The sequence below is a fragment of the Streptomyces spiramyceticus genome (assembly GCF_028807635.1).
GTDB classification, from domain to species: Bacteria; Actinomycetota; Actinomycetes; order Streptomycetales; family Streptomycetaceae; genus Streptomyces; species Streptomyces spiramyceticus.
The window spans coordinates 405,187-431,130 of record NZ_JARBAX010000002.1; the positions used below are offsets into that span (position 1 = coordinate 405,187).

At 70.2% G+C, this 25,944-nt stretch carries 18 protein-coding genes and 1 pseudogene; 10 read left to right on the top strand and 9 right to left on the bottom strand.

The window, feature by feature from the left end:
• Nucleotides 1-9: 9 nt before the first annotated feature.
• Nucleotides 10-420, bottom strand: a complete 411-nt coding sequence (locus PXH83_RS25340; RefSeq protein WP_274563405.1) for an organic hydroperoxide resistance protein — start codon at nucleotides 418-420, stop codon at nucleotides 10-12.
• 94 nt (nucleotides 421-514) lie between these two features.
• Between PXH83_RS25340 and PXH83_RS25345 the strand changes: the two genes are divergently transcribed.
• Nucleotides 515-997 carry a MarR family winged helix-turn-helix transcriptional regulator gene (locus tag PXH83_RS25345; RefSeq protein WP_274563407.1) on the top strand — a complete coding sequence of 161 codons (483 nt, stop codon included), beginning with the start codon at nucleotides 515-517 and terminating at the stop codon, nucleotides 995-997.
• On the opposite strand, the gene PXH83_RS25350 is transcribed toward PXH83_RS25345, so the two are convergent.
• The 5 genes from PXH83_RS25350 to PXH83_RS25370 form a co-directional block, all read right to left on the bottom strand.
• Nucleotides 988-2,019, bottom strand: coding sequence for a dipeptidase (locus PXH83_RS25350; RefSeq protein WP_274563409.1), 1,032 nt, complete (start codon nucleotides 2,017-2,019; stop codon nucleotides 988-990). The two genes, PXH83_RS25345 and PXH83_RS25350, sit on opposite strands and share 10 nt — an antisense overlap.
• 81 nt (nucleotides 2,020-2,100) lie before the next feature.
• Complete coding sequence (locus PXH83_RS25355) at nucleotides 2,101-5,130, bottom strand: alpha-mannosidase (RefSeq protein ID WP_274563412.1); 3,030 nt, start codon at nucleotides 5,128-5,130, stop codon at nucleotides 2,101-2,103.
• An 86-nt stretch (nucleotides 5,131-5,216) separates the two neighbouring features.
• Nucleotides 5,217-5,618 carry a VOC family protein gene (locus PXH83_RS25360; protein ID WP_274563414.1) on the bottom strand — a complete coding sequence of 134 codons (402 nt, stop codon included), beginning with the start codon at nucleotides 5,616-5,618 and terminating at the stop codon, nucleotides 5,217-5,219.
• A 100-nt stretch (nucleotides 5,619-5,718) separates the two neighbouring features.
• Entirely contained in the window at nucleotides 5,719-6,876 is a 1,158-nt protein-coding gene (locus PXH83_RS25365; protein ID WP_274563416.1) for an agmatine deiminase family protein, read from the bottom strand.
• A gap of 69 nt (nucleotides 6,877-6,945) precedes the next feature.
• On the bottom strand, nucleotides 6,946-8,526 hold the full coding sequence (locus tag PXH83_RS25370) for an APC family permease (protein ID WP_274563418.1): 1,581 nt from the start codon (nucleotides 8,524-8,526) through the stop codon (nucleotides 6,946-6,948).
• 134 nt (nucleotides 8,527-8,660) lie between these two features.
• Between PXH83_RS25370 and PXH83_RS25375 the strand changes: the two genes are divergently transcribed.
• The 3 genes and pseudogenes from PXH83_RS25375 (at nucleotide 8,661) to PXH83_RS25385 (ending at nucleotide 11,326) form a co-directional block, all read left to right on the top strand.
• On the top strand, nucleotides 8,661-9,302 hold the full coding sequence (locus PXH83_RS25375) for a TetR/AcrR family transcriptional regulator (RefSeq protein ID WP_274563419.1): 642 nt from the start codon (nucleotides 8,661-8,663) through the stop codon (nucleotides 9,300-9,302).
• 193 nt (nucleotides 9,303-9,495) lie between these two features.
• A pseudogene (locus PXH83_RS25380) lies at nucleotides 9,496-10,131 on the top strand (nucleoside/nucleotide kinase family protein); the annotation flags it as partial.
• A 49-nt stretch (nucleotides 10,132-10,180) separates the two neighbouring features.
• A complete protein-coding gene (locus tag PXH83_RS25385; RefSeq protein WP_274563420.1) occupies nucleotides 10,181-11,326 on the top strand; it encodes an aminopeptidase P family protein in 1,146 nt (381 codons plus the stop codon).
• 183 nt (nucleotides 11,327-11,509) lie between these two features.
• On the opposite strand, the gene treZ is transcribed toward PXH83_RS25385, so the two are convergent.
• On the bottom strand, nucleotides 11,510-13,264 hold the full coding sequence (gene treZ, locus PXH83_RS25395; RefSeq protein WP_274563421.1) for a malto-oligosyltrehalose trehalohydrolase: 1,755 nt from the start codon (nucleotides 13,262-13,264) through the stop codon (nucleotides 11,510-11,512).
• A 196-nt stretch (nucleotides 13,265-13,460) separates the two neighbouring features.
• On the opposite strand from treZ, the gene PXH83_RS25400 reads away from it, so the two are divergent.
• Together PXH83_RS25400 and PXH83_RS25405 are read left to right on the top strand one after the other, a co-directional pair.
• Entirely contained in the window at nucleotides 13,461-14,009 is a 549-nt protein-coding gene (locus PXH83_RS25400) for a DUF1707 and FHA domain-containing protein (protein WP_274563422.1), read from the top strand.
• Nucleotides 14,010-14,139: 130 nt separating this feature from the next.
• Entirely contained in the window at nucleotides 14,140-16,305 is a 2,166-nt protein-coding gene (locus PXH83_RS25405) for an MMPL family transporter (protein WP_274563423.1), read from the top strand.
• 189 nt (nucleotides 16,306-16,494) lie between these two features.
• Here the strand turns inward: PXH83_RS25405 and treY are convergent, their stop codons facing one another.
• Nucleotides 16,495-18,873 carry a malto-oligosyltrehalose synthase gene (treY, locus tag PXH83_RS25410; protein ID WP_274563424.1) on the bottom strand — a complete coding sequence of 793 codons (2,379 nt, stop codon included), beginning with the start codon at nucleotides 18,871-18,873 and terminating at the stop codon, nucleotides 16,495-16,497.
• Between the two features lie 287 nt (nucleotides 18,874-19,160).
• Complete coding sequence (gene glgX / locus PXH83_RS25415; RefSeq protein WP_274563425.1) at nucleotides 19,161-21,278, bottom strand: glycogen debranching protein GlgX; 2,118 nt, start codon at nucleotides 21,276-21,278, stop codon at nucleotides 19,161-19,163.
• A gap of 186 nt (nucleotides 21,279-21,464) precedes the next feature.
• Here glgX and PXH83_RS25420 point away from each other — a divergent pair, with 186 nt between their 5' ends.
• From PXH83_RS25420 to PXH83_RS25435, 4 genes are all read left to right on the top strand, one after another.
• Nucleotides 21,465-22,316 carry a Tat pathway signal sequence domain protein gene (locus tag PXH83_RS25420; RefSeq protein ID WP_274563427.1) on the top strand — a complete coding sequence of 284 codons (852 nt, stop codon included), beginning with the start codon at nucleotides 21,465-21,467 and terminating at the stop codon, nucleotides 22,314-22,316.
• Between the two features lie 64 nt (nucleotides 22,317-22,380).
• Complete coding sequence (locus tag PXH83_RS25425) at nucleotides 22,381-23,712, top strand: copper amine oxidase (protein ID WP_274563429.1); 1,332 nt, start codon at nucleotides 22,381-22,383, stop codon at nucleotides 23,710-23,712.
• A gap of 108 nt (nucleotides 23,713-23,820) precedes the next feature.
• Nucleotides 23,821-25,065, top strand: coding sequence for an SAV2148 family HEPN domain-containing protein (locus PXH83_RS25430; protein WP_274563431.1), 1,245 nt, complete (start codon nucleotides 23,821-23,823; stop codon nucleotides 25,063-25,065).
• An 81-nt stretch (nucleotides 25,066-25,146) separates the two neighbouring features.
• A complete protein-coding gene (locus PXH83_RS25435; RefSeq protein ID WP_274563432.1) occupies nucleotides 25,147-25,869 on the top strand; it encodes a 3'-5' exonuclease in 723 nt (240 codons plus the stop codon).
• The last annotated feature ends 75 nt before the right edge of the window (nucleotides 25,870-25,944 follow it).

A 25,944-nucleotide genomic window follows, 5' to 3' on the forward strand; every position in this document is an offset into this window, starting at 1 on the left:
GTCGGCGCGTTATTCGATGACGAGTTCGACCTCGATGTTGCCGCTGGTGGCCTTGGAGTACGGGCAGTAGGCGTGGGTCGCCTCGACCAGTCGGCGGCCCGTCTCGCCCGCCAGGGCGTCCGGCAGCTCCACGCGCATGACGACCGCGAGTCCGAAGCCCGTGTCGTCCTTGCCGATGGAGACCTCGGCGGTCACCGAGACGTCCTTGGTGTCGACCTTCATCTGGCGGGCCACCGCCCCCATCGCGCTGGCGAAGCAAGCGGCGTACCCGGCGGCGAAGAGCTGCTCGGGGTTGGTGCCCTGACCGTTGCCGCCGAGGGCCGGGGGCATGGCGAGGGGGAGGTCGATCTGACCGTCGGAGCTCACGGTGCGGCCTTCGCGGCCGTTGGCGGTGGCGACAGCGGTGTACAGCGCGTTCATGGGGTCTCCCTCGGTTCGTCTGCCGGAGACATAAGAGTTGCACATCATTTAGTTGTGTACAACCTAATGATGTGCGAGGGGTTATTCTGGATCCATGACGCCCCCGCCGACCGCCGACCCGGTCCTCCCCGCGGTGTCCGATGCGGAGCTGCTCCGCCTCGATCACCAGGTCTGCTTCTCTCTGCACGCCGCCTCGCGCGCCTTCGGTGGCGTCTACCGTGACGCGCTCAAGGACCTCGGCCTCACGTATCCCCAGTACCTGGCCATGCTGGTTCTCTGGGAGCACGGCCCGCAGCCCGTCAAGGCGATCGGCGAGCAGCTGCGCCTCGACTCCGGCACGCTCTCCCCGCTGCTCAAGCGGCTGGAGACCGCAGGCCTGGTGCGACGTGAGCGAAGCGCCGCGGACGAACGCTCCGTAACTGTCCAGCTGACGGAGGCGGGCGCCGAGATGCGTGAGCGGGCGCTGCCGGTGCCGCGCAGGATTCTTGCCGCGACCGGCCTTTCGATCGAGGAGATCCTCGGCCTTCAAGGGCTCCTGGGTCGCTTGACGGGCGCTCTCGACGAGGCTCAGTTGTAGTTCGGGCGGCCCAGCTCCTTGCGGAACAGGTCGAGGACATTGCCACCGAGGATCTTGCGGACGACGTCCTCGGGCAGGCCCCGGTTCAGCAGTGCCTCCGTGACCAGGGGCAGACCGCGCGGGCCCTCGATGCCCGGCAGCGACCACGGGAAGCCGTAGTCGGTCTCGCAGCAGGGCGGGGTGGTGTCGCCGATGACTTCCTGGATGAAGTCCGGGCCCAGGCCCACGTGGTCGGCGCCGGCGATCTCGGTGATGTGCTCGATGTGGTCGGTCAGGCGGTCCAGGGTGCATGCGGCCGGGTCGTCGGCCAGGAACTCCGGGAGGAAGTTCACGCACACCGTGCCGCCCGTTGCCGCGATGCTGCGAATCTGGGCGTCGGTGAGGTTGCGGTGGTGGTCGCGCAGGGCGCGGGACGAGGAATGGGTGGCCATGACCGGGCGGGTGGCCAGTTCCAGGACGTGGGCGACGCCGGAGGCGCTCAGGTGCGACACGTCGAAGAGGATGCCGAGGCGTTCCATCTCGGCGAGAGCCTCGACGCCCGCCTCCGTGAGGCGGCTTCCGGTGGCGTCCTCGCCGCTGCCGTCGGCAAGTGGCGTACGGCCCCAGTGGGCTATGGAGGCGATACGTACGCCCAGGCGGTGGAGGGTGGGGAAGAGTTCGACGTTCGCGTCCACGCCCGGGGCGCTCTCCAGGGCCAGGACCAGGGCGATCCGGCCCTCGGCGAGGGCCGCGTCGATGTCGTCGCCGTCCAGGCACAGCCGTACCGCGTCCGCGTTGCCCTCGGCCAGCGTGTGCGCGCACTCGATCATGCGCAGGGTTTCGCGCAGCGCGCCCTCGGGGCGGAACCGGTCGTCGATGAAGACGGGCAGCACCTGGAGGTCCACGCCGCCTTCGCGGAGTTGCGGCAGCCACTGGTCGCGGAAGAAGGCCGCCCAGCGGCGGGGCGGGCGGGCGGTGACCGCCATGAGCAGGTCGTTGTGGGTGTCGGCTACTACGGCACGGTGGTGGAATTCGTAGGGCACGTCGGCGGATGCTACGGGCCGGGGGCGGGCGTGCACAGCGGATTGCGCTGCCGGCCCCGGGCCGTAGCGGCGGACACCCCCCTAGAAGCCCCGCGTCAGGCGCAGGGTCAGGATCTGGAACGGGCGCAGGGTCAGTCGCAGCGTGCCGTCAGAGGCCGGTTCGTACACCGCCGCATCCGGCAACGGGCGCTCCAGCAGGTCCGTTTCCGTGAGGGTCTTGACCGGGAAGGCCGTCGCCAGCTTCGCCGTGGCGCGGCCGCCGCCCGCCTCGTAGAGGCGCACGATCACATCACCGCTGCGGTCCTCGGCAAGCTTCACCGCCTCGACGACGACGCTGTCGTTGTCGACGGTGAGGAGCGGGGCGACCGGTCGTGCGCCTCCCGTCAGCGTGCGCTCCGGCAGGTTGATCCAGTGGCCCTCGCGGACCGCGTCCATGACCGTCGCGCCCGGTGCCAGTGCGAAGCGCAGGCGGTGGGCGCCCTGGTCGGTGGCCGGGTCCGGGTAGCGCGGGGCGCGCAGGAGGGAGAGGCGGACCGTCGTGGTCTGGCCGCCGTCCTCGCGGACGGCGCGGGTCACGTCATGGCCGTACGTCGAGTCGTTGACGACCGCCGCGCCCCAGCCCGGCTCCTCGACGTGGATCCAGCGGTGCGCGCAGATCTCGAACTTGGCGGCGTCCCAGGAGGTGTTGGTGTGGGTGGCGCGGAAGACATGCCCGAACTGCGTCTCCGCGGCCGACCGGTCGGCCTTCACATCGAGCGGGAAGGCGGCCTTCAGGAATTTCTCCGTCTCGTGCCAGTCCACGTCCGTCTCGATGTCCAGGACTTTCGCGCCGGAGCGCAGGGTCAGGCGCTGCACGACCGTCGAGCCGGAGAAGGAGCGTGAGACGGCGATGACCGCACGGTCCTCCGTCGATTCGACGAGTTCCAGCGCGTCGAGCTCCACCAGGTCCGTCACGTTGTGGCGGTGGAACTCGTCTACGTCCCACGCGTCCCACGCGTTCGGGAAGTCCGGGTGGATCTGGAGGAGGTTGGCCGCCCGGCCCGGCGCGACCGCCTCCCTCTGCGCCTCGATGTCGTACGCCGAGACCACCAGGCCGCGTGCGTCGACCATGACGCGGAGCAGGCCGTTGGCGATCTCGTAGCCGCCCGAGTGGGATACCACCGTGACCGGAGGCGTCGTGCGGGGGCCGACCGCCGCCGCGCCGCCCGCCGGGACCGAACGCCGCTCGTGCGGCGATGCGTTGAAGACCAGGTCCCGGGAGCCGTCGCCCGCCAGCGCCGTCTGCGCCGCGACCGTGATCGCCTCCAGCTCCGCCCGTACCCGCGCGTACGTCTCCCGCGCCTCCCGGTGCACCCACGCGATCGACGATCCCGGCAGGATGTCGTGGAACTGGTGCAGCAGGACTGTCTTCCAGATGCGCGCCAGGTCGTCGTACGGGTACGCGTGGCCGGGGACGCGCACGGCCGCCGTCGCCGACCACAGCTCCGCCTCCCGCAGCAGCGACTCGCTGTGCCGGTTGCCCTGCTTGGTCTTCGCCTGCGAGGTGTACGTACCGCGGTGCAGCTCCAGATACAGCTCGCCCGCCCACACCGGCGCGTCGGGATACTCCGCCTGCGCCTTGGCGAAGAAGGCGGAGGGCTTCTCCACCGTCACCTTCGGCGAGCCCTCCAGGTTCCGCAGCCGCCGCGCCCGCGCCAGCATCTCCCGGGTGGGGCCGCCACCGCCGTCGCCCCAGCCGAAGGGGGCCAGGGAGCGCGAAGCACGGCCCTTCTCACGGTAGTTGCGGGCCGCGTGTGCCATCTGGGCGCCGCCCAGGTCGGAGTTGTACGTATCGACCGGCGGGAAGTGGGTGAAGACGCGTGTGCCGTCGATGCCCTCCCACCAGAAGGTGTGGTGGGGGAACGTGTTGACCTGGCTCCATGAGATCTTCTGCGTCAGGAACCACTTCGACCCCGACAGCTTCACCAGTTGCGGCATCGCCGCCGTGTAGCCGAAGGAGTCGGGCAGCCAGACCTCGTTCGTCTCGATCCCGAACTCGTCCATGAAGAATTTCTTGCCGTAAAGGAACTGGCGGGCCATCGCCTCCCCGCCCACCATGTTCGTGTCGGACTCCACCCACATCCCGCCGACCGGCACGAACTGCCCGTCCGCGATCTTCTTCTTGACCTTCGCGAAGACCTCCGGACGGTGTTCCTTGATCCAGGCGAGCTGCTGCGCCTGCGACATCGCGAAGACGAACTCCGGGTGGTCGTCCATCAGCGCGACCACGTTGGAACAGGTGCGGGCCACCTTGCGCACCGTCTCGCGCAGCGGCCACAGCCACGCCGAGTCGATGTGCGCGTGGCCGACCGCGCTGATGCGGTGCGCGGACGCGTTCGCGGGGGAGGCCAGGACCCCGGCCAGTTCGGCCCGGGCGCGCGTGGCCGTCCCCGCGATGTCCGTCAAGTCGACTGCGTCCAGGGCGCGTTCGACGGCGCGCAGGATGTTCCAGCGGCGCGCGTCGCCCTCGGCGAGCTCCGTCATCAGCGAGCCCAGCACCTCCAGGTCCTGGACCAGCTCCCACACCTGCGCCTCGAAGACCACCAGATCCATCCGGCCGGTGCGGTACAGCGGCTCGCTGCCTGAGGTGAGTGTGTCGCCCTCGTACGTCGGCCTGTGCTCGACCAGGACCGGATTCGACGACGCCTCGACGTACAGCAGCACATCCTCGCCACCGTCCGCCGGGTCGCCGATCCGCACCCAGTCGTTGAACGGGTTGAGCGCCTTCACCGCTTCCCCGTCGGGGCGGTAGACCAGCCCCTCGCACTGGAATCCCGGCATCTGCCGGTCGAAGCCGAGGTCGACGACGGCCTCGACGGTGCGGCCCCGCCACTCCTGAGGCACCCGGCCCGTGACCCTGAACCAAGTGGTGCCCCACGCCGGGCCCCACGTCTGTCCCGGTGCGGCCGGCTCGTACACGGCGGACAGACCGTCCGCGACCGGCACCGGCTCGCCCGGGGCGTCCCACCTCTCGATGGTCAGCGGCACGGGGCTGGAGCGGACGGCGGGCTGGATGCGTTCCCTCAGTACGCGCCGCAGGCGGTGTTCCACGATGCTTCGGTCGTCATGCATGAAAGCGACTCCGATGGCTGCTCGGCTACCCGACGTCGTTCGGGTCGATCACCTCGGTGATACCCCGTGCAGCCGGATGTCCGGCATCACCGGTGCGTGTCCGCGGTTTCGAGCAGGTCCCAGCGGTTGCCGTAGAGGTCTTCGAAGACGGCGACCGAGCCGTACGGTTCGTGGCGCGGCTCCTCCATGAACCGGACGCCGGCCGCCGTCATACGGGCGTGATCGCCCGCGAAGTCCTCCGTATGCAGGAAGAAACCGACCCGGCCGCCGGTCTGCGCGCCCACGCTCGCGAGCTGCGTGGCGTCCTTGGCGCGGGCCAGGAGGAGACCCGTACCCGCTGCGGAGCCGCGCGGCCGGACAACCACCCAGCGGGAGCCGTCGCCGCGGTCGGTGTCCTCGACCAGTTCGAAGCCGAGGGCGTCGGTGTAGAAGGCGATGGCTTCGTCGTAGTCGCGGACGACGAGGGTGACCAGGGCGATGTGCGGCATGGGCTTCTTCCGGTGAGGGGAGGCCGACGTTATACCGCGACACCGCGCCTGCCGCGTCGTCCGTGTCGTCCGTGTCGTCCGCGTCTACGACTCCCCGGCTCTACTGCGTCTGCGGGATGTGCTGGGTGACGCAGTGGACGCCGCCGCCACCCCACGCGAGCGTGCGTGCCGGGGCGCCCACGACCTCGCGGGTGGGGAAGAGCGTACGGAACTGGGCGAGGGCGAGGGAGTCCGTCGCCGACTCGCCGGACAGGGGTACGACGATGCTGCCGCTGGTCTCGTAGTAGTTGGTGTAACTGAACGTCTCCACCGTCAGGCCGTTGTGCCGGAAGTGGGGCTGGTGGTGGAGCTCCACGATGTCCAGGCGCCGGCCGCGGGCGTCCGTGGTGTTCTGCAGCACCGCCTTGTTGGCCGCCATCCGCGCGTGGTTGGGGCTCGTGGTGTCGGGCTGGGTGTGGAGGAGGACCTTCGCCGGGCCCAGGTAGGCGGCGACGAGGTCGACGTGGCCGTTGGTGATGTCGTCGTTGTTGAGGCCGTACGGCAGCCAGATGACCTTGCTCGCACCGTACGCCGCCAGCAGTGCGGCCTCGATCTGGGCGCGGGTCATGGTGGGGTTGCGGTTGGGGTTGAGCAGACACTCCTCGGTGGTGATGAGCGTGCCCTGCCCGTCCGTGATGACCGCCCCGCCCTCAAGGACCATGTCGACGGGCTTGCGCTGTACGCCCAGGTGGTCGCACACGCCGACCGGCAGCAAGTCGTCCTTGTCGTACGGGAACTTCTCGCCCCAGCCGTTGAACTTGAAGTCCAGCCCCGTCTTCTGCGTCTTGGCCGCGTCGACGGCGAAGACGGGTCCGGTGTCCCGCGTCCAGCAGTCGTTGATCGCGTATTCGATGACGGTGACCGTGCTGCCGCACTGGGCGCGTGCCTCCGCGGCGCGGCCCGGCTCGGCGACCATCAGGACCGGCTCGAAGCGGGCGATCTCCTTGGCTATGCCGGCGATCTCGGCCTGGGCGTCGTTCAGGAGTCCGCCCCAGCCGACGGCCGGGTCCCAGGGCCAGGCCATGACACAGCCGGAGTGCGCTTCCCACTCGGCGGGGGCGCGGAACACGGTGGTGGCCTCCTTGGCGGTCGTGGCGGTCGTGGCTGTGGCCGGCGCGGCGGCGGCGCGGCCGCCGCCGAGCACGGCGGCCGCTGTGGCTGTCAGTGCGGCGGCGCTGAACCCTCTTCTGCTCATGTGCGGCATGCGGGGCAGAGTCATGTCGTATCTCCTTGCCGGGAAACAGCTGATGTGTGCGCGGAAGGGTGAGGGCGGAAAGCGGAAAGCCGGTCAGGAGGGATCGGCGGCGAGCTCGGCGGTCTCGTCCGCGCCCGGCTTGCCGGACACGGCCGGACGGTCGTGGCGATCGTGGTGGTCGTCGCGGATCTTGTCCTGCGGGCGCTTGACGACCAGGTAGACCAGGCCGACGACGATGATCACGGCTGTGCCGATGAGACCGGCCCACACCTGGTACCAGGGGGCGCCCGGAGGAGCGAGGATGGCGCGCGGCCAGCAGACGTTGACCACCTCGAAGCCGGTCCACAGCACGGCCAGCACATTGAGGCACGTGCCCTTCTTCCCCTGCCGGCCCGCGGCGGCAGCCGCTGATGTCACAGCTCCGGCGGGAACCCACGTGCCGCGCAGGCGGGCGACCAGTGCGGCCAGGGAGGTCAGGAAGAACGGCAGGAAGGTCGCCGCGGTGCCGAATGCGATCAGGCTGCCGATGGCGGTGGCGTCGAGGCCGAGGAGCAGGGCCGAACCGCTGACCAGGGTGGAGGCGACCAGACCACCGATCGGGGCCTGGCGCTTGTTGACCTTCCGTACGTGCCGGGAGAAGGGGAAGACGCCGTCCCGGGCCAGGGAGTAGAGACCACGGGCCGCGCCGCCCTGGGACGCCATGGCGCAGGCGAGGAAGCCGAGCAGAACGACGGCTACGAAGGGCTTGTCGGACCAGGAGCCGAAGGAGTGCACCACCGCCGTGGTCACCGGGTCGATGTCCTCACCCAGGACGACCTTCTCGGGGGCGGGGTGGGCGAGGGCGACAGCCATCGCGTTCAGGATCACGACCGCGCCGACGCTGAGCAGCGCCCACCACATGGCGCGCGGCACCTGGCGGCCCGCGTCCTTGGTCTCCTCGGAGGTGGAGACGCAGGCGTCGAAGCCGATGAAGGCCCACCCCGCCACGGCGACGGCGGCCAGGAAGGCCATGGCGGAGGAACCGCCGGACAGCGCCTCGGCTCCCATGGTGTCCGTGAACAGGGCGAAGCCGTGCTCCCGGAAGAAGAGCAGCAGGGCGAAGCCGACCAGCACGGAGGCGACGGCCTCGGCGGCGATGCCCATGGACACGATCAGGCTCAGGACCCTGATGCCGTACGCATTGATCAGCATGCAGCCGAGCAGGATGGAGACGGCCACCGCCACCATGGCTCCGGGCGTCGGCGTGATCCCGAAGAGGGCGAAGACCCAGGGGGCGGCCAGATAGGCCACGGTGGTGTTGCCGAACATCACGGCGAACTGCCAGACCCAGCCGCCCATCCAGCCGAAGGTCGGGCCGAGGAGGCGCCGCCCCCACTGGTACGGGCCGCCCGCGAGCGGCCACTGGGAAGCCAGCTCGGCGTAGACGTTCACGACCAGACACTGGCCGATCAGCACCAGCGGCAGTGCCCAGATCCACGCCGGGCCCGCGATGGTCGTGCCGACCATGGCCACGGCGTACAGGGCCACCACGGGCGAGACCACGGCGAAGCCCATGGAGATGTTCCCCAGGATGCCGAGGCTGCGGCGCAGCTCCTGCCGGTAGCCCAGGTCGCTCAGGCGGGCTGCGTCGGTGTCGATGGGTGGCGCGGGACTGCCGGCGCGCGGTTCTGTCATGGGTCACCTCGGGGGGAGCAGCTAAATCTAACGCTGTTAGGTATGGGGTGCGGGGACCATAACGCGCCGCCTGGCCGGATGTGAACCCCCTTCCGCCGGGTAATCTGGCGGCTGAAAAGAGGGGGAGCATCGCGATGGGCCGACCGAGCCAGCCACTGCTGAGCCGCGAGAACATCGCGCGTGCGGCGCTCGTACTCCTCGACGAGCTGGGGCCGCAGGCGCTGACGATGCGGGCGCTGGCCCAGCGTCTGGGCGTGAGCGGAGCGTCGCTCTATCACCACGTCGCGTCCAAGGACGATCTGCTGGACGCGGCGTTGGACCTGATCAATGAGGAGATCGACCTCGGGCCGCTGGAGCATCCGCAGTGGCGTGAGGGGATCGCGGCGTACGCCCGTGGCTACCGCGAGGTGTACATGCGCTACCCGAACATGATCGCGATGGTGGCGCGGCGGCGGGTGGAGGCCGACAAGGCTCTGCGCGGGTACGACACGCTGATGGGCGCGCTGCTGCGGGTCGGGTGCGGGCCGGCCAAGGCGGCGGAGGTTGCGGCGGCGATCGACTATCTGGTGCTCGGGTCTGCGCTGGAGACGTTCGCGGCGGGCTTTACGCGGGCGCCGGAGGGGTATCGGCCGGCGTATCCGTCGCTGGCGGAGTCCCTTGAAGGGGCGGAGGGTGTGGGTTCGGGGCTGACCGGACTCGACGACCGGGGCTTCGAGTTGGGGCTCGGCTTGGTGCTGGACGGGCTGGCTGCGGCTGTGCGGGGGCGCGACGCGTAGGCCTTGCCTGCGGCGCAGTTCCCCTACCCGCGCCTCCGGCGATTGAGGAGCGGGATCTGGGGCGGAGCCCCCCACGCGGCGGCAGCCGCAAAATGTCACAGCGGGAAGAATGGGGTCTCCCCTGCTCGAACGAAGTTGAGAGCTTGGGGAAGGGCAGGGGACAGCGCCGCAGGCGCCCCATCGCAACAATGAGCCCATGCAACCGCACCGGCTCGTCGCGCGTGCCCGCCGCCTCATCGCCCCCGGCCGCCGCCGCATCCTCGGCATCACCGGCCCGCCCGGCGCCGGCAAGTCCACCCTCGCCGCGCACCTCGTCGACCACCTCGGTGGGCAGGCCGTCCTCGTCCCCATGGACGGCTTCCACCTCGCGGGAGCAGAGCTCGACCGCCTCGGGCGTACCGACCGCAAAGGCGCACCCGACACCTTCGACGCCGCCGGGTACGTCGCCCTCCTCACCCGGCTGCGCGCCCCCGGGACGACCGAAACCGTCGTCTACGCGCCCGCCTTCGACCGCGCACTCGAAGAGCCCGTCGCAGGCAGCATCGCCGTACCCGGGCCGCTGGACGCGCCGCTCGTCATCACCGAGGGCAACTACCTCCTCCTCGACGAAGGGCCCTGGGCCGGCGTCCGGGACCTGCTCGACGAGGTCTGGTTCGTGGACCTCGACCAGCACGAGCGCGTACGCCGCCTCGTCGACCGGCACGAACGGTTCGGCAAGCCCCGCCCTGTCGCCGAGCGTTTCGTCCACGCTTCGGACGAGGTCAACGCCCGCCTCGTCGAGCAGGGGCGCGACGCCGCCGACCTCGTCGTCACCCTCGCAACCGGCTAGCGAGCACAACCGGCTGGCGAGCGCACCGCCCGCGCGGCAGGATGAAGCCATGCCTCCCGCGCCCGTCACATCCGATGCGCCCACGCCCTTCACCGCCGACGTCTACCGCGAACGTATGGCCCGCGCCGCACAGTCGGCCGCCGACGCCGGGCTCGACGGCGTACTCGTCGCCCCGGGGCCCGATCTCGTCCACCTCACCGGCTACCGGCCCGTCGCCACCGAGCGGCTGACCCTCCTCGTCCTGTCCGCGAAACAGGAACACGAACCGGTCCTGGTCGTGCCGACCCTCGAAGCCCCCGACGCCGAACAGGCCGTCGGAGCCCCCGCGCTCGCCCTGCGCGACTGGACCGACGGCAAGAGTCCGTACGAGGCCACCGCGCCCCTCCTCGCCGCCGACGGCCGCTTCGGGATCAGCGACAACACCTGGGCGATGCATCTGCTCGGGCTCCAGAAGGAGCTGCCGGGCACCTCGTACGTATCGCTGACCGAGGCGCTGCCCATGCTGCGGGCCGTCAAGGACGCGGCCGAACTGGCCCGGCTCGAAGCGGCGGGCGCGGCGGCGGACGCGACGTACGAGGAGATCGTCAAGGTACGTTTCTCCGGGCGGCGCGAGTCCGAGGTCGCCGCCGAACTCGCCCACCTGCTCACCCAGTTCGGGCACGAACAGGTCGACTTCACGGTCGTCGGCAGCGGCCCGAACGGCGCCAACCCGCACCACGAGGCCGGCCTGCGCGTCATCGAGGAGGGCGACATGGTGGTACTCGACTTCGGCGGCCTCAAGCACGGGTACGGCTCCGACACCTCCCGGACGGTCCACGTCGGCCCCCCGACCGCCGAGGAGCAGCGCGTCCATGACGTCGTACGGGAGGCACAGCAGGCGGCGTTCGAGGCGGTGCGGCCGGGGATCGCGTGTCAGGAGGTGGACCGGGTGGCGCGCGCGGTCATCACGGAGGCCGGGTACGGCGAGCGGTTCATCCACCGCACCGGACACGGAATCGGCGTGACCACGCACGAACCGCCGTACATGGTCGAGGGCGAGCGGCAGCCGCTCGTACCCGGCATGTGCTTCTCCATCGAGCCCGGCATCTACCTCCCGGGCCGCTTCGGCGTACGCATCGAGGACATCGTGACCGTCACGGAGGACGGCGGCCGGCGTCTCAACACCACCGCGCGCGAGCTGGCCGTCGTCGGCTGAGGCCGAGGCTGAGGCCGAGTCCGGTTCGGCTCCCAGCCGCGCCGGCGCGCAACGTCCAGGGAGCGCTGGAGCTGTGAAGCGGTCACGTTGCCCGCGCCGATGTAGCGCACCTTGCCCGCCTTCACCAGCGTGTCCAGAGCGTGTCCAGCGTCGAGAGCGTGGAGCGCACTCCAAGGCAAGAGGTCATACGCTCGCGGGGCCCAGTACGACGCAGGACTCGGGCGGCAGGCGCAGCTGCCCGTCGGGGCCGGGCGGCGTGACCGGCTCCCAGGCCGCCAGTACGACGCTGCGGCCATTGCGGCCGAGTGCGATCGTGGCAGGCTCCTTCGACAGGTTCACCGCTACCCGGACGTCGCCGCGCCGGTATGCCACCCAGCGCGCCGCCTCGTCGTACGCGACCTTCACCGCGGCCAGGTCAGGGTCGGCGAGGTCGGGCCGCTCACGGCGCAGGGTGATCAACTCGCGGTACCAGGCGAGGATCCGCGCGTGCGGCGCGACCGCCGGCTCCGACCAGTCGAGGCAGGAGCGCTCCCTGGTGCGCGGATCCTGCGGATCGGGGATGTCTTCCTCGGCCCATCCGTGCGCGGCGAACTCCCGGCGCCTGCCTGCCCGTACGGCCTGGGCGAGCTCCGGATCGGTGTGGTCGGTGAAGAACTGCCAGGGCGTGCGGGCCGCCCACTCCTCACCCATGAACAGCATCGGCGTGAAGGGGCCGGTGAGGACGAGGGTGGCGGCGCAGGCGAGCAGCCCGGGGGAGAGGGTCGCCGAAAGCCGGTCCCCGAGCGCCCTGTTGCCGACCTGGTCGTGGGTCTGGGAGTACGCGAGGAAGCGGTGCGCCGGGGTCTTCGTACGGTCCACGGGGCGGCCGTGGGTGCGGCCCCGGAAGGTCGAGTACGTACCGTCGTGGAAGAAGACGTGGGTCAGGGTCTTGGCGAGCGCGTCGATCGGTGCGCGGGCGAAGTCGGCGTAATAGCCCTGGGACTCGCCGGTCAGGGTGGTGTGCAGAGCGTGGTGGAAGTCGTCGTTCCACTGGGCGTGCAGACCCAGCCCGCCCGCCTCGCGCGGGGTCGTTGTCCGCGGGTCGCACAGATCGGACTCGGCGATCAGGAACAGCGGCCTGCCGGTCTCGGCCGCGAGCGAGTCCACGGCCGTGGACAGCTCTTCGAGGAAGGTCAGAGCGCGCGTGTCGGCGAGGGCGTGGACCGCGTCGAGCCGCAGCCCGTCGATGCGGTAGTCGCGCAGCCACGCGAGCGCGCTGTCGAGAAGATACGTACGGACCTCGTCGGATCCCGGGGCGTCGAGATTGACGGCCGAGCCCCAGGGGGTGTGATGGGTGTCGGTGAAGTACGGACCGAAGAGGGGCAGGTAATTGCCGGAGGGGCCGAGGTGGTTGTGCACCACGTCGAGCACGACACCGATGCCCAGGCCGTGCGCGGTGTCGACAAAGCGCTTCAGTCCTTCCGGCCCGCCGTACGGCTCGTGCACGGCCCACAGCGACACGCCCTCGTACCCCCACCCGTGAGTGCCGGGGAACGGGCATACGGGCATCAGCTCGACATGGGTGATGCCGAGCTCCGCCAGATGGCCGAGCCGGCGGGCGGCGGCGTCGAAGGTGCCCTCCGGGGTGTACGTACCGATGTGCAGCTCGTAGAGGACCGCACCCGGCAGCGGTCGTCCCCTCCAACCGCCGGTCCACGCGAAGGTGTTGTGGTCCACGACCGCGCTGAGCCCGTCGGGTCCTTCGGGCTGGCGACGCGAGCGCGGGTCGGGCAGCACATGCCCGTCGTCGAGTACGAATCCGTAGCGGTCGCCGTCGTCCGCCTCGGCCTCGGCGGTCCACCACCCGTCCCGGCCCGGATCGCGCTCCATCGCATGGGTCTCGCCCCCCAGCCGGAGCGCGACCCGGTCGGCCTGTGGTGCCCACACCTCGAAAAGCACTGGCGGCCCCTCTCGTCGACGATGCCGCCCACCATGGTGCGTCAGGAGAGGGTGATCCGCTCGTACATCACCACTTCCGCGTCACTTCAAGTCGGCCCCCTGAGCGGTGCGAGCGCACGGACCACTGTAATGATCTTGTGGCATCGGTCGGGGTCTTTCTGGACACTTGAGCCTGGTCGGACCGACAATCAGCTTTGTGACGTCCTCCTTCGAGTTCCACACGTATCCCGCGCGGCTGTCCGACGCCGAGCGCGATCGTGCCCTCGGGATGCTCAGAGAAGGGGCGGCCCAGGGCAAGTTGTCGCACGACACCTTCGTGCGCCGCATGGAACTCGCCCTCACCGCCCGCAGGTCCGACGAACTGGCCGTGCTCACCGCCGACCTGGAGACCGACGGCCGCTGGTCGCGGGCGCTGTTCGCCGCGGTGGGACGCGCATCGGCCTTCTCCGTGAGGCTGCGCAGGGCGTGGCAGTCGGAGCGGCTGCCGAAGCTGCTGTTCCCCGTACCCGGACCGTATCCGCTGCGCATCGGGCGTGATCCGGCGAACGGACTGCGGCTCAGCCACGAGACGGTCTCGCGCGTGCACGCCGAACTGTCGGCGCAGGGCGACAGGTGGATCCTGCGCGACCTCGGCTCGACCAACGGGACGTCCGTCAACGGGCGCCGGGTCACGGGAGCCGTGCTGGTACGGGACGGGGACCAGGTGAGTTTCGGGCGGATGAGCTTCCGGCTCTCCTCGCGCTGAGCCGGGGGTCTTCCCGCAGCCGGGGTGGGGTTAACCGCAGAAGAGCCCCGGCTGCTGGCACCAGTGACCGCTATGCACCGAACCAGGACGCTGATCAAGAAGAGACAAGCGTCCTGGGGAGGGAACCGCAATGGCGGTCAGAGGTCAGCCGGTCACCGTCGGAATCGCGCGATGGTGCGCCACACATCCATGGCGGGCCATCGTCGGCTGGCTGCTGTTTCTCGTCGTGTGCGTCGGTGCGGGCAGCGCGGTGGGGACGAACAAGGGGCAGTTCTCCGACTTCTGGATCGGTGAGGCGGGGCGGGCCGAGGCCATCGCCGCCGACGCCGGGCTCACGCCCCCGCCCGTCGAGCGCGTGCTGATCACGGCGGACCGCGGAAAGGGGGGCAAGCCCGGCGCCGCCGCCGAAGACGCCGCGCGTGACGTGCAGCGGCGGATGAAGGACCTGCCCGCCGTCGTCTCGGTCGCCGGGCCGAAGGCCGCGCGGAACGGCTCCGCGCTCATGGTCGCCGTCACCCTGCGCGGCGACAAGGAGACCGCCAAGAAGGACGTCGACGCGCTGCTGAAGCAGACGGAGGCGGTACGGAGCGAGCACCGGGACCTGCGGATCGAGCAGACCGGCAGCGCGTCCCTCTCCAACGGGGTCAACGACAAACAGGGCCAGGACCTTCAGCGGACCGAGGCGATCAGCCTGCCGGTCACCTTCATCATCCTGTTCGTCGTCTTCGGGGCGGTCCTCGCAGCCGGCATCCCGGTGATTCTCGCGGTCTTCGCCTTCGCCGGCGCGGTGGGCCTCTACAGCCTCGCGTCCTGGATCACACCCGACGCGGGCGGCGCGGCGCTCAGCGTCATCTTCATGATGGGCATGGCCGTCGGCGTCGACTACTCGCTCTTCTATCTCAAGCGGGCCCGCGAGGAGCGCGAGCGTACGGGTGGCACGATCAGCCACGCCGCAGCCGTCGAACTGGCCGCCGCCACCTCGGGCCGGGCCATCTTCGACTCGGGTCTTGCCGTCGCTTTCGCACTCGGCGGCCTCTACCTGATGGACGACGTGATCTTCTCGTCGATCGCCTCCGGGGCGATCCTGGTCACCCTCGTCGCGGTGGCAGGATCGCTGACCGTACTGCCCGCGCTGCTCGCCAGGCTCGGGCACCGTACGGACGGCCGCCGGGGCAGGCGCCGCACGGCTCGCCGCGCCCCGGAGCAGAGCCGGATGTGGTCCGCCATGCTGCGGCCGGTCATGCGCAGGCCGCTCGTCACGCTGCTCGTCGGTCTCGCCGCCACGGCGGCCCTCGCCCTGCCCACGCTCGGCATGAAGCTCGGCACCGAGGGCAAGGACACGTTCCCCGACAGCGTGGCCGCCGTGGCGACGTACGAGCGTCTGACGGCCGCCTATCCGGCCGACGGGATCGCCCACCTCGTTCTCGTACGGTCCGACGCGGCCCATGCGGAGCAGGCGAAGGCCGCCCTGCGGAAGCTCGCCGACCGGACCAGGGGCAATGAACTCTTCGCTCAGGACGGGGCGCCGCAGTTGCGCACCTCGCAGGACGGGCGCGCGGCGATGCTGACCCTGCCCGTCCCCTACGCCGAGAACGGCCCCGAGGCGGACCGCTCCCTGGCACTGCTGCGCGACGAGCTCCTGCCGGCGACCGTCGGCAAGGTGGCCGGCACCGAGGCGGCCGTCAGCGGGGAAATCGCCTACGGCGCGGACTACGCGGCACACCAGGAGGAGCGGCTGCCCTGGGTGATCCTCTTCGTGTCGCTGACGACGCTGGCCATCACGTACGCCGCCTTCCGGTCCGTCGTCATGGCCGTGCTGAGCGTGCTGCTCAACCTGGCCGCCGTGATGGTCTCCTGGGGTGCGCTGACCCTGGTCTTCCAGGGCACCTGGGCGGAAGGGCCGCTCGGTTTCGACTCCACCGGATTCGTCGGATCGCGTACGCCGCTGATGGTCTTCGCCATCCTGGTCGGCCTCTCCACCGACTACCAGATCTTCGTGGTCAGCCGGATCAAGGAAGCCGTCCGGCGCGGCATACCGACCCGCGAGGCCGTGGTGGACGGAATCGCCGGCTCCGCGAGCGTCGTCACCAGCGCCGCCGTCATCATGGTGTCGGTCTTCGTCAGCTTCCTCTTCATCGACCGCATCGAGATGAAGCAGATCGCCGTGGGCCTCACGGTGGCAGTGCTGTTCGACGCTGTGGTGCTGCGGGCGCTGATCCTGCCGTCGGCGATGGCGCTGCTCGGAGACAGCTGCTGGTGGTCGCCGTGGAGCGCCGCGCCGGGGCGCAGGACTTAGGGCGCGGCGGGCGAGTATTTCCCCTACCCGCCCCTTCCCGAGACTGGGGGGCAAGCCCCCAGGCCCCCGGACGCGCTTGAGGAGCGGGGTCTGGGGCAGCGCCCCCCGCGGCGGCAGCCGCAAATGTCACAGCCGGGAAGGGGCGGGTAGGGGAAAGAAAAGCTGGTGGGGCGGCACGACGCGCGCCCCCTACGGCTCCTCTCCTCCCACCCGGCTCAGGAGCGCCACCGGGCGTGTCGCGAAGAGTTCCGCCGCCCGCACCACCCCACCGCCGCTGAACTCCCGCCCCGGCGCCAGCACATCACCCCACCGTCCTTCCGGCAGCACCAGCTCCGTATCGCGCCAGCCGCCCGCCTCCGCCAGCCGCAGTGAGAGCCGGGTGACGGCCGTTACGGCCTCCCCGGAGCGGCAGAAGGACACGCAGTGGCCGGCCGCCGGGCCCACCGCCGTCAGCGGTGTGTACGTACCCGTCTCACCGAACGCGTCCGGGCGCCCGCGCCGCAGCCGCAGAGCCGCCTGTGTCACCGCGTATTTCTCACTGGACAGGCCGTGGGGCGACGCCGGGACGGTGAAGCCGACCGGGCGCCGGTTGTCGGGGTCCACCAGCGCGCGGAACTCCCGCTCTGTGCCCTGGTAGAGATCCGGCACGCCCGGCATGGTCAGATGGACCAGCGTGGCCCCCAGCACATTGGCCCGTACGTGCGGATCGAGCTCCCGCGCGAACGCCGCCACCGCTTCGAACGGCGGCCCCGCAGGTCCCGCCGCCACGAAGTCGGCCACCGCCTGCTCGTACGCCTGGTCCTGCTCCGTCCAGCTGGTGTGCAGCCCCGCCTCCCTCACGGCCTTGAGCAGCGCAGGCGTCAGCCTCTGCGCGTCGGGCGTGCCGAAGCCTAGGGCGGTCTGCCAGGCTGTCCAGGCCAGATGCGGATCGGGGGCGGGTACAGCGGTCCCCTCGGCCAGCTGCCGCATCAGCCCAGCCCACTGTCCGGGGCACTCGGACAGCACAGCGATACGGGCCCTGACGTCCGCGCTGCGCTTCGTGTCGTGCGTGGACAGCACGGTGCCGGTGCCCGGCCAGTCGCGCGCCAGCCGGGCGCAGAAGGCGTGGAAGTCCTCCGGGCTCACCCAGGGCGTGCCCGGATCCCCGCCCACCTCGTTCGCCGAGATCAGCGGCACGTACCGGTAGAAGGCCGTGTCCTCCACCGACTTCGCGCGCAGCGCCGAAGCCGTCTGCGCGAAGCGCGCACAGAAGGCCGATTGGTCGGGGCCCGGACCCAGCCTCCCCAGCGCCAGATCCCGCACCAGATCGACGACCGACGCCTCCTCCCGTACGGCGAACCCCTCCTTCACCTGCCGCACGGCCGCCACCGGTACAGCGGCCTCCGCGCTCTCGGGACAGGGCCCGCCCGCCGTCACGTACGGCCGGTACACCGGCACCCGCACCAGCAGCTCCCGCACCGCCGCGCGCAGCGCCCACGGCGCGTGGTCGCCCAGCGCCGGATCCGCCGCGCAGATGCGCTCCGCCGTACGGACCAGGAAGTCGGTCTCGGCGGCCAGCTCATGGGTGAGCACCCGGTACGCGGCCCTGCGCACCGTCGCCTCCCAGTAGCCGCCCCGGTCACCCGTCGGGCCCGCGAAGTCCCGGTAGTGGCGGAGCAGTTCCCCCGCTCCTGCGGGGTCGGTGAAGAGCCCGTCGATCCGGTACAGCGCGTCGTATCCCGTCGTACCGGCGACCGGCCACTCCGCCGGCAGCTGCTCGCGCCCCGTAAGGATCTTCTCGACGACGGTCCAGCGGCCGCCGACCGCCTCCCCGAGCTGCCGCAGATACGCCTCGGGATCGGCGAGCCCGTCCGGGTGATCGATGCGCAGCCCGTCCAGCACACCCTCCCGTACGAGATCGAGGACCTTCGCGTGCGAGGCCGCGAAGACCTCCGGGTCTTCCACCCGGACGCCGATCAGCTCGGAGATCGTGAAGAAGCGCCGGTAGTTGAGCTCGGTCCGCGCCAGCCGCCACCACCCGAGCCGGTACCACTGGGCATTGAGCAGCTCGGGCAGCGGCAGCCGCGCCGTGCCCTCGCGCAGCGGGAACGCGTGGTCGTAGTAGCGCAGGACGTCGCCGTCGACCGTCAGCGCGTCCAGTTCGTCACCGATCCGGTGGGCCAGCACGGGCAGCAGCACCTTGCCGCCGCCCGCCTCCCAGTCGATGTCGAACCATCGGGCGTACGGCGACCCCGGTCCCTCCCTGAGTACCTCCCACAGTGGCCGGTTGAGACTCTCCGGAGCCGGTACGGCCATATGGTTCGGCACGATGTCCAGGACCAGGCCGAGGCCGTGCGAGCGTGCCGTGCGCGACAGCGCGCGCAGGCCCTTCTCGCCGCCGAGCTCAGCCCGCACGCGTGCGTGGTCCACGACGTCGTACCCGTGCTGAGAGCCGGGCACGGCTTCCAGTACCGGCGAAAGATGCAGGTGCGAGACACCGAGTGCGGCCAGATGGGGCACCGCCTCCTCGGCCGCGGAGAAGGGGAAGTCGGAGCTGAGCTGCAGACGATAGGTGGCGGTGGGCGTCATGCGAACGTACGTACCCGAATTGGCGGCTTCTGTGTCATCGGCCCATGCGTCCGTGTCCTGACACCACATTACGTTCGCCCGATGTCAGGAACTCTTCGCACGTATCGCAAGGTGTCGGCGGCCCGCTGGTGGGCCGAACGGCCGACCGCCACGGCCGGCGCACCCTCCTGTCCTTCGAAGGCATCCTCGACGAGGTGTCGTACGAGCCTGCCCGGCGCGGTGTACGCCCTGCGCACTGTGCGCGGTCCTCGCCTGGGCCACCCGCCCCGCCACGGCACAGAAACCGCCTACGCCGGCCGCTGCAGCACCACCAGAGACCGCCCGATCAGCGTGACCCGCTCGCCCGCCGCCACCTTGGGGCCTGTCCCGGGCGGCACCCCGTCCGCCCGGGCCGTGTCCACCACGATCTGCCACTGCCTGCCGTGATTGACCGGAACCGCGAACTCCAGCGTGTTGGAGCTCGCATTGAACATCAGCAGGAACGAGTCGTCCGAGATCCGCTCGCCGCGCGGTCCGGGCTCCGAGATCGCGTGCCCGTTCAGGAACACCGTCAGCGCCTTCGCGTGCGCCGCCTGCCAGTCCCGCTGGGCCATCTCCGTGCCGTCCGGGGTGAACCACGCGATGTCCGTCAGATCGTCGTGCGTGCCCTCCACGGGGCGCCCGTGGAAGAAGCGCCTGCGCCGGAAGACCGGATGGTCCCGCCGCAGCCATACCATCGCGCGCGTGAAGGCGTGGAGGCTGCTCTCCTCCTCGTCCCCTTCCGGCCAGTGGACCCACGAGATCTCGTTGTCCTGGCAGTACGCGTTGTTGTTGCCGCGCTGTGTCCGTGCGAACTCGTCGCCGTGCGAGAGCATCGGCACGCCCTGCGACAGCATCAGCGTCGCGATGAAGTTCCGCATCTGCCGGGCGCGCAGTTCGAGGATCGCGGGATCGTCCGTGTCGCCCTCGGCCCCGCAGTTCCAGGACCGGTTGTGGCTCTCGCCGTCCCGGTTGTTCTCCCCGTTGGCCATGTTGTGCTTCTCGTTGTACGAGACCAGGTCGGCCAGCGTGAACCCGTCGTGGCAGGTCGCGAAATTGATGGACGCGAGCGGCCTGCGCCCGTCGTCCTGGTACAGGTCCGAGGACCCCGTCAGCCGCCCGGCGAACTCCGCGATCGTCCGCGGCTCACCCCGCCACAGGTCCCGCACCGTGTCCCGGTACTTGCCGTTCCACTCGGTCCACAGCGGCGGGAAGTTCCCCACCTGATAGCCGCCCTCACCGACGTCCCACGGCTCGGCGATCAGCTTCACCTGGCTGACCACCGGGTCCTGCTGCACCAGGTCGAAGAACGACGAAAGCCGGTCCACCTCGTGGAACTGCCGCGCCAGTGTCGCGGCCAGATCGAAGCGGAAGCCGTCGACGTGCATGTCCGTCACCCAGTACCGCAGCGAGTCCATGATCAGCTGGAGTACGTGCGGCGAGCGCATCAGCAGGGAGTTCCCGGTCCCCGTGGTGTCGGTGTAGTAGCGGGGATCGGAGGCGAGACGGTAGTACGAGGCGTTGTCCAGGCCACGGAAGGACAGCGTGGGGCCGAGATGGTTGCCCTCCGCCGTGTGGTTGTAAACGACGTCGAGAATGACCTCGATCCCGGCCTGGTGCAGCGCCCGTACCGCCGATTTGAACTCCAGGACCTGCTGTCCCCGGTCGCCCCACGACGCATAGGCGTTGTGCGGTGCGAAAAAGCCGATGGTGTTGTAGCCCCAGTAATTGCTCAGCTTCGCGTCGGCCAGCCGGTGGTCGTTGACGAACTGGTGCACCGGCATCAACTCAAGAGCGGTGACGCCCAGTTCCGTCAGATGCGAGATGACGGCCGGATGCGCCAGCGCGGCGTACGTACCGCGCAGCTCCTCGGGCAGGTCGGGGTGGAGCATGGTAAGGCCCTTCACATGGGCCTCGTAGAGGATCGTGCGGTGGTAGTCGGTGCGCGGCGGGCGGTCGTCACCCCAGTCGAAGTACGGATTGACGACGACCGAACTCATCGTGTGGGGAGCCGAGTCCAGGTCGTTGCGCGAATCCGGCTTGCCGAAGTGGTAGCCGTACACCGCCTCGCCCCAGTCGATCTCGCCACTGATGGCCCTGGCGTACGGATCGAGCAGCAGTTTGGCGGAATTGCACCGCCGTCCCTGCTGCGGGGCGTACGGACCGTGGACCCGGTAGCCGTAGCGCTGGCCCGGCATGATGCCGGGCAGGTAGGCATGGCGTACGAACGCGTCGGTTTCGCGCAGTTCCACCGCCGTCTCCGAACCGTCGTCGTGCAGAAGGCACAGCTCGATACGGTTGGCGGCCTCCGAAAAGACAGCGAAATTGGTGCCGGCGCCGTCGTACGTGGCACCGAGTGGGTAAGCCTCTCCCGGCCAGACCTGCATGCGATCGACTCTTCCACTTCTGATCCGGCTGCTGCGGGGCACTTCGCACAGATCTTCCCCGAAAGTGGGGCAACCTCCTAGGACTTCGGATCGTCCTACCGGGTGACCACGCATACCTGGTATGCCAGTTACAGTCGCGCGCGACGCGCGGGAGGACTGGAGACTCCGGGGGGAGTAGGGGGAAACGTGCACCAGACAGTGCGCCGTCATCTGGGGAAGATGATGGCGGGGGCCGCGATCGCGGTGACCGCTACCGCGGTGATGATCGGAGTGACCCTGCCTGGCCAGGCGGGCGCCGACGAATCGGCGGGCGCGGCCGGAGCGGGCAGCGCGGCGGCCGCCGGCACCGCCCAGGGGGGACAGCAGGGCGCCGGGACCGGCCAGGGCGCCGGGACCGGCGAGGAGCCGGCACCGGGCGTCGTCGAGGGCGCCCCGGCGGACGGCGAGAAGGGCATAGGCAGGGACCCGCTCACCGACGACGAGCTGAAGCGGGTCGAGAAGCTGGCGATGACGCGCGCGCAGTTCGCGGGCGGCAGGGACGTCGAGGGGGACCGCGGTCCGCAGCACCTCTCCACGAACCTGAGCGAGCTGGAGCCGTCCGAGGTCGACGACCCGACGCCGCCGCGCCGCGCGGAGGTCTCGTTCTACGACTACAAGACCGACGAACTGGTGACGAGGACGGTCAATCTCGACACCGGCAAGGTCGAGAGGGCCGACACCCTCAAGGGCGTCCAGCCGTCGCCGACCCCGAAGGAGAACCGCGAGGCCACGGAGCTGATCCTGGCCAGCCCGCTCGGCGACGGCCTGAAGAAGGACTACAAGGACGCCATGGGCAAGCCGCTCACCTCGGCCGACCAGCTGTGGGTGAACGGCGGCATCTACCGGGTGGACCGCGAGGAGCAGGTGCCCGCGGCGCTGGCGAAGTGCGGCGTCCACCGGTGTGTCCGCGTTACGTCCAAGGTCAAGAACGGGCCGTGGATCGACACGCGTGACCTCGTCGTCGACCTGAGTGCGAGGACCGTCGGCCGCATCCGCTGACCCTCCTGCCCGTCTCATCTCTCCAGTCCCTTCCCGCACTTCCGTAAGAGGGAGTCCACCTTTCATGCACGTCAACAGATCAACGCGTTCCCGCAAGCGGGCCGCGGCAACCCTCGCCGTCGCCGCGATGCTGGGCAGCCTGGCCACAGCGACCGGATCCGCCGCCACCGCGGCACCCAAGGACGCGGCCAAGGGTGCGTCCAAGGCCGCGCCCAAGGCGCCTGCCCCGCCCCCGGCCGACTGCAGCGCGGCGTACCGCATCGAGCAGAAGCTCGACGGCGGCACCACCTGGGGCATGTGCTGGAGCTACGACAGCGACGCCGGCCTCGTCCTGGAGAAGGTCTCGTACCAGCCCAAGGGCGAGCCCAAGCCGATCCGCGTCCTGACGTCCGGCAAGCTCGCACAGGTCCATGTGCCGTACGACAACGGCAAGGAGGAGTTCGACGACCTCACCACCTACGGATTCGGGTACGGCCTCCAGAACCTGAAGCCGAACGAGTGCCCCGGCGGAACCATCAGGACCGTCAAGGTCGCCGAGGTGGGCAACGTCAAGGGCCTGTGCACGACCACGCGGTCCCGCGGCCACGCCTACCGCCTCGCCAACGACGAAGGCACCAAGGTCTGGCAGGCCCAGGGCAAGGACCTGCTCGTCTACACCGTCAACAAGGTCTCCTGGTACGAGTACATCACCGAGTGGCGCTTCTCGTCCGACGGCACGATATCCGCCAACGTCGGTGCCACGGGCAGCCTTTCGCCCGGCGACTACGACGCCACGGACGGCCGCGGCTGGCCCATCGGCAAGGGCGCGCGCGACTACGCCACCAGCCACAGCCACAACGTCTTCTGGCGGCTGAACTTCGGCCTCGACGGCAGCTCCAAGAACCGCGTCGAGCAGTACGACTCGAAGGTCACCCCGCCCACCGGCAACGGCAAGCCGAAGACCAAGACCACCCGCACCCCGATCACCAAGGAGCTCGCGGGCGACGCCAAGAGCATGCGGTGGTGGCGGATGGTCAGCGCGACGGGCAAGAACAAGGACGGGCACGCGCGCTCGTACGAGATCGTCCCGGGCCCGACGAACAAGCACCCCGGCCGCAGCTTCACCAAGCACGACCTGTACTTCACGGACTACCGCAAGTGCGAGCAGTTCGCGAGCAACAACATCCGCAACTGCGGCAGGAACGCGCCCGACAGCGTCGACAAGTGGGTGAACGGCGAGCCCCTCAAGAACCCGATCACCTGGGTCAACATCGGGTTCCACCACATAGCCAGGGACGAGGACCAGCAGCCCATGCCCGTCCACTGGCAGGGATTCCAGCTCGCGGCCAGGGACGTAACTGCTATGAATCCGCTCACTCCGGCCGATCTCGCCGGACAGAACGGACGTTACGAATAGGGGAGTTGGGAAAGGAGCCTGTGGATCCGGCTGCACCGCCTCCCGCTCGCGGAGTACCCTTCCTTGATCGTTGAAGAAGGGTCTCCAGGAGCTGAAGGCGGTGCGCGGGTGAGCTCGGGAGGGCTGGAACTGCCCCCCGGTGACGCAGGTCACGAGGGGGGTTCCACAGGTTCCACAGAGGTCCCGCCCGGAGCGGTCTCGCTTGCGCGGCCGATGGAGATCGGAGCGGAGCTGGACTGGGGCGCGGACGCATGGAGTGAAGTGCGTACGCGCGCCCAGCGGGCCGGGCGGGCCTACATCTGGCTGAACCTGGTGGAACAGCGGCTGCGCGCCGTCGTTGCCGGCGTACTCCGGCCCATCTACGAGCCGGTGCACGGCGAGGACGACTGGGTGGTCGCGGCGGCCGGTCCCGCGGGCCAGGAGTGGGTGCAGCGTGCCGTGGCGGTACGGGAGGTCTCCCGCCGCAAGGGCTATCTGCTGGACCCGGCCGACGACAACGTCCTGAGCTTCCTCACGCTGCCCCAGCTGCGCGAGCTGATGGTCCAGCACTGGCCGTGCTTCGAGCCGTACTTCGACGACCGTCGGGACGTCGAGCTGGCCCTGGACGAGCTGGAGGTCACCCGTAACGTCGTCTCGCGCAACCGGGCGCTGTCCGAGGCGGTGCTCGCGCAGGCGGAGCGGGCGTCCGCGCGGCTTCTCGAAATCCTGGGCAGCGGGGGCGGTGTGCCGTCCTCCGGGCGGCTGAAGGTGGACGCGGTCGAGGATCTGGTGGGGGACAGATACGCGGACGTGGTCAGTGTCCACCCGGACCGGGTACGGCTGCAGCGCCAGCTTCCCGCCGAGGACCTCTTCGGGGGCGCGCGGCGCCTCGACGCGATCGGCATAGGCCTGAACCTCCTCGTCCAGAATTTCTCCGGCAGGAGGCTGGTGCGGCTGGCCGAATCGGGGTGCCGGATACGGCTGCTCTTCCTCAATCCGGCGAGCAGTGCGGTCAAGCGACGCGAGCGCGAACTCGGCCTGAAAAAGGGTGAATTGAGCCGGTCGGTGGAGATGAACATCCTCCATATGCGCCGGGTGCGCTCGAAGCTGCGCGATCCCGGGGCGTTCGAGATCCAGGTCTTCGACGAGACGCCGCGCTTCACGGCGTACCTCGTGGACGGAGACGGGTCGGACGGGCTGGCCGTCGTCCAGACGTATCTGCGCAAGGCGCGGGGCATGGAGGCGCCGGTGCTGGTGCTGCGGGGCGGGGGGCGTGGGGTGGTCCGGCACGGCCAGGACACCGAACATGGTCTTTTCGAGACGTACCGGGAGGAATTCGAATCCGTGTGGGCGGACTCCCGTCCGGTCTCCTGAAGGCGTTGTCAGTGGTGCGTGCGAGGGTTGTTTTCCACCGGGGGAGCATCCGGGACAAGGCAGCACGAAGGAGGTCCCAGGATGGGATGGCACGGGGAACCGCTGGTCGGATTCGACCTGGAGACGACCGGCACCGAGCCGTTGGAGTCCCGGATCGTCACGGCCGCGATCGTCGGCGTGAAGGACGGTGCGGTGGTCGGGCAGCGCGACTGGCTGGCCGATCCGGGCATCCGAATTCCGGCGCAGGCATCGGCGATCCACGGCATCAGCAGCGAGCGGGCGGGGGCGGAGGGCAGGCCGGCCCGTGAAGTGGTCGACGAGATCGCCGAAACCCTCACCGTGTACTGGACGCAGGGGGTCCCGGTCGTTGCCTACAACGCGGCGTTCGACCTGACCCTGTTGACGGCCGAGCTGAACAGGCACGGGCTGCCGCCGCTGAGCGAGCGCCTCGGCGGCGCCGGGATCGGGCCGGTCGTCGATCCGTACACCATCGACCGCGCCGTCGACCGGTACCGCAGGGGCAAGCGGACGCTGGAAGCGGTGTGTGTGGAGTACGGCGTGGTGCTCGACGGCGCCCACGAGGCGGGCGCGGACGCGCTGGCGGCGGTGCGGGTGGCGCGCGCGATAGCCGAGCGGCACCCTCAGGTCGCCGCACTGTCCCCGGTCGAGCTGCACGACCGCCAGATCCAGTGGTACGCGGACTGGGCGGCGGACTTCCAGAGCTTCCTGCGGAAGAAGGGCAACCCGGACGCGACGGTGGACCCGGCCTGGCCGCTGCGCGACCTGGTGCCGGCCGGTCGCTGACGGGCCGGCGGCAGCGAGTCCTTCGCGCCGACCATGTGAATGGCGTCAGCCGGAGCGCGATCGTCACAGTCGACC

Coding starts and splice junctions, on each gene's coding strand:
- PXH83_RS25340 (WP_274563405.1), bottom strand. CDS start 420: ATGAACGCGCTGTACACCGCTGTCGCCACCGCCAACGGCCGCGAAGGC.
- PXH83_RS25345 (WP_274563407.1), top strand. CDS start 515: ATGACGCCCCCGCCGACCGCCGACCCGGTCCTCCCCGCGGTGTCCGAT.
- PXH83_RS25355 (WP_274563412.1), bottom strand. CDS start 5,130: ATGCATGACGACCGAAGCATCGTGGAACACCGCCTGCGGCGCGTACTG.
- PXH83_RS25360 (WP_274563414.1), bottom strand. CDS start 5,618: ATGCCGCACATCGCCCTGGTCACCCTCGTCGTCCGCGACTACGACGAA.
- PXH83_RS25365 (WP_274563416.1), bottom strand. CDS start 6,876: ATGACTCTGCCCCGCATGCCGCACATGAGCAGAAGAGGGTTCAGCGCC.
- PXH83_RS25370 (WP_274563418.1), bottom strand. CDS start 8,526: ATGACAGAACCGCGCGCCGGCAGTCCCGCGCCACCCATCGACACCGAC.
- PXH83_RS25375 (WP_274563419.1), top strand. CDS start 8,661: ATGGGCCGACCGAGCCAGCCACTGCTGAGCCGCGAGAACATCGCGCGT.
- PXH83_RS25385 (WP_274563420.1), top strand. CDS start 10,181: ATGCCTCCCGCGCCCGTCACATCCGATGCGCCCACGCCCTTCACCGCC.
- PXH83_RS25405 (WP_274563423.1), top strand. CDS start 14,140: ATGGCGGTCAGAGGTCAGCCGGTCACCGTCGGAATCGCGCGATGGTGC.
- treY (WP_274563424.1), bottom strand. CDS start 18,873: ATGACGCCCACCGCCACCTATCGTCTGCAGCTCAGCTCCGACTTCCCC.
- glgX (WP_274563425.1), bottom strand. CDS start 21,278: ATGCAGGTCTGGCCGGGAGAGGCTTACCCACTCGGTGCCACGTACGAC.
- PXH83_RS25425 (WP_274563429.1), top strand. CDS start 22,381: ATGCACGTCAACAGATCAACGCGTTCCCGCAAGCGGGCCGCGGCAACC.
- PXH83_RS25435 (WP_274563432.1), top strand. CDS start 25,147: ATGGGATGGCACGGGGAACCGCTGGTCGGATTCGACCTGGAGACGACC.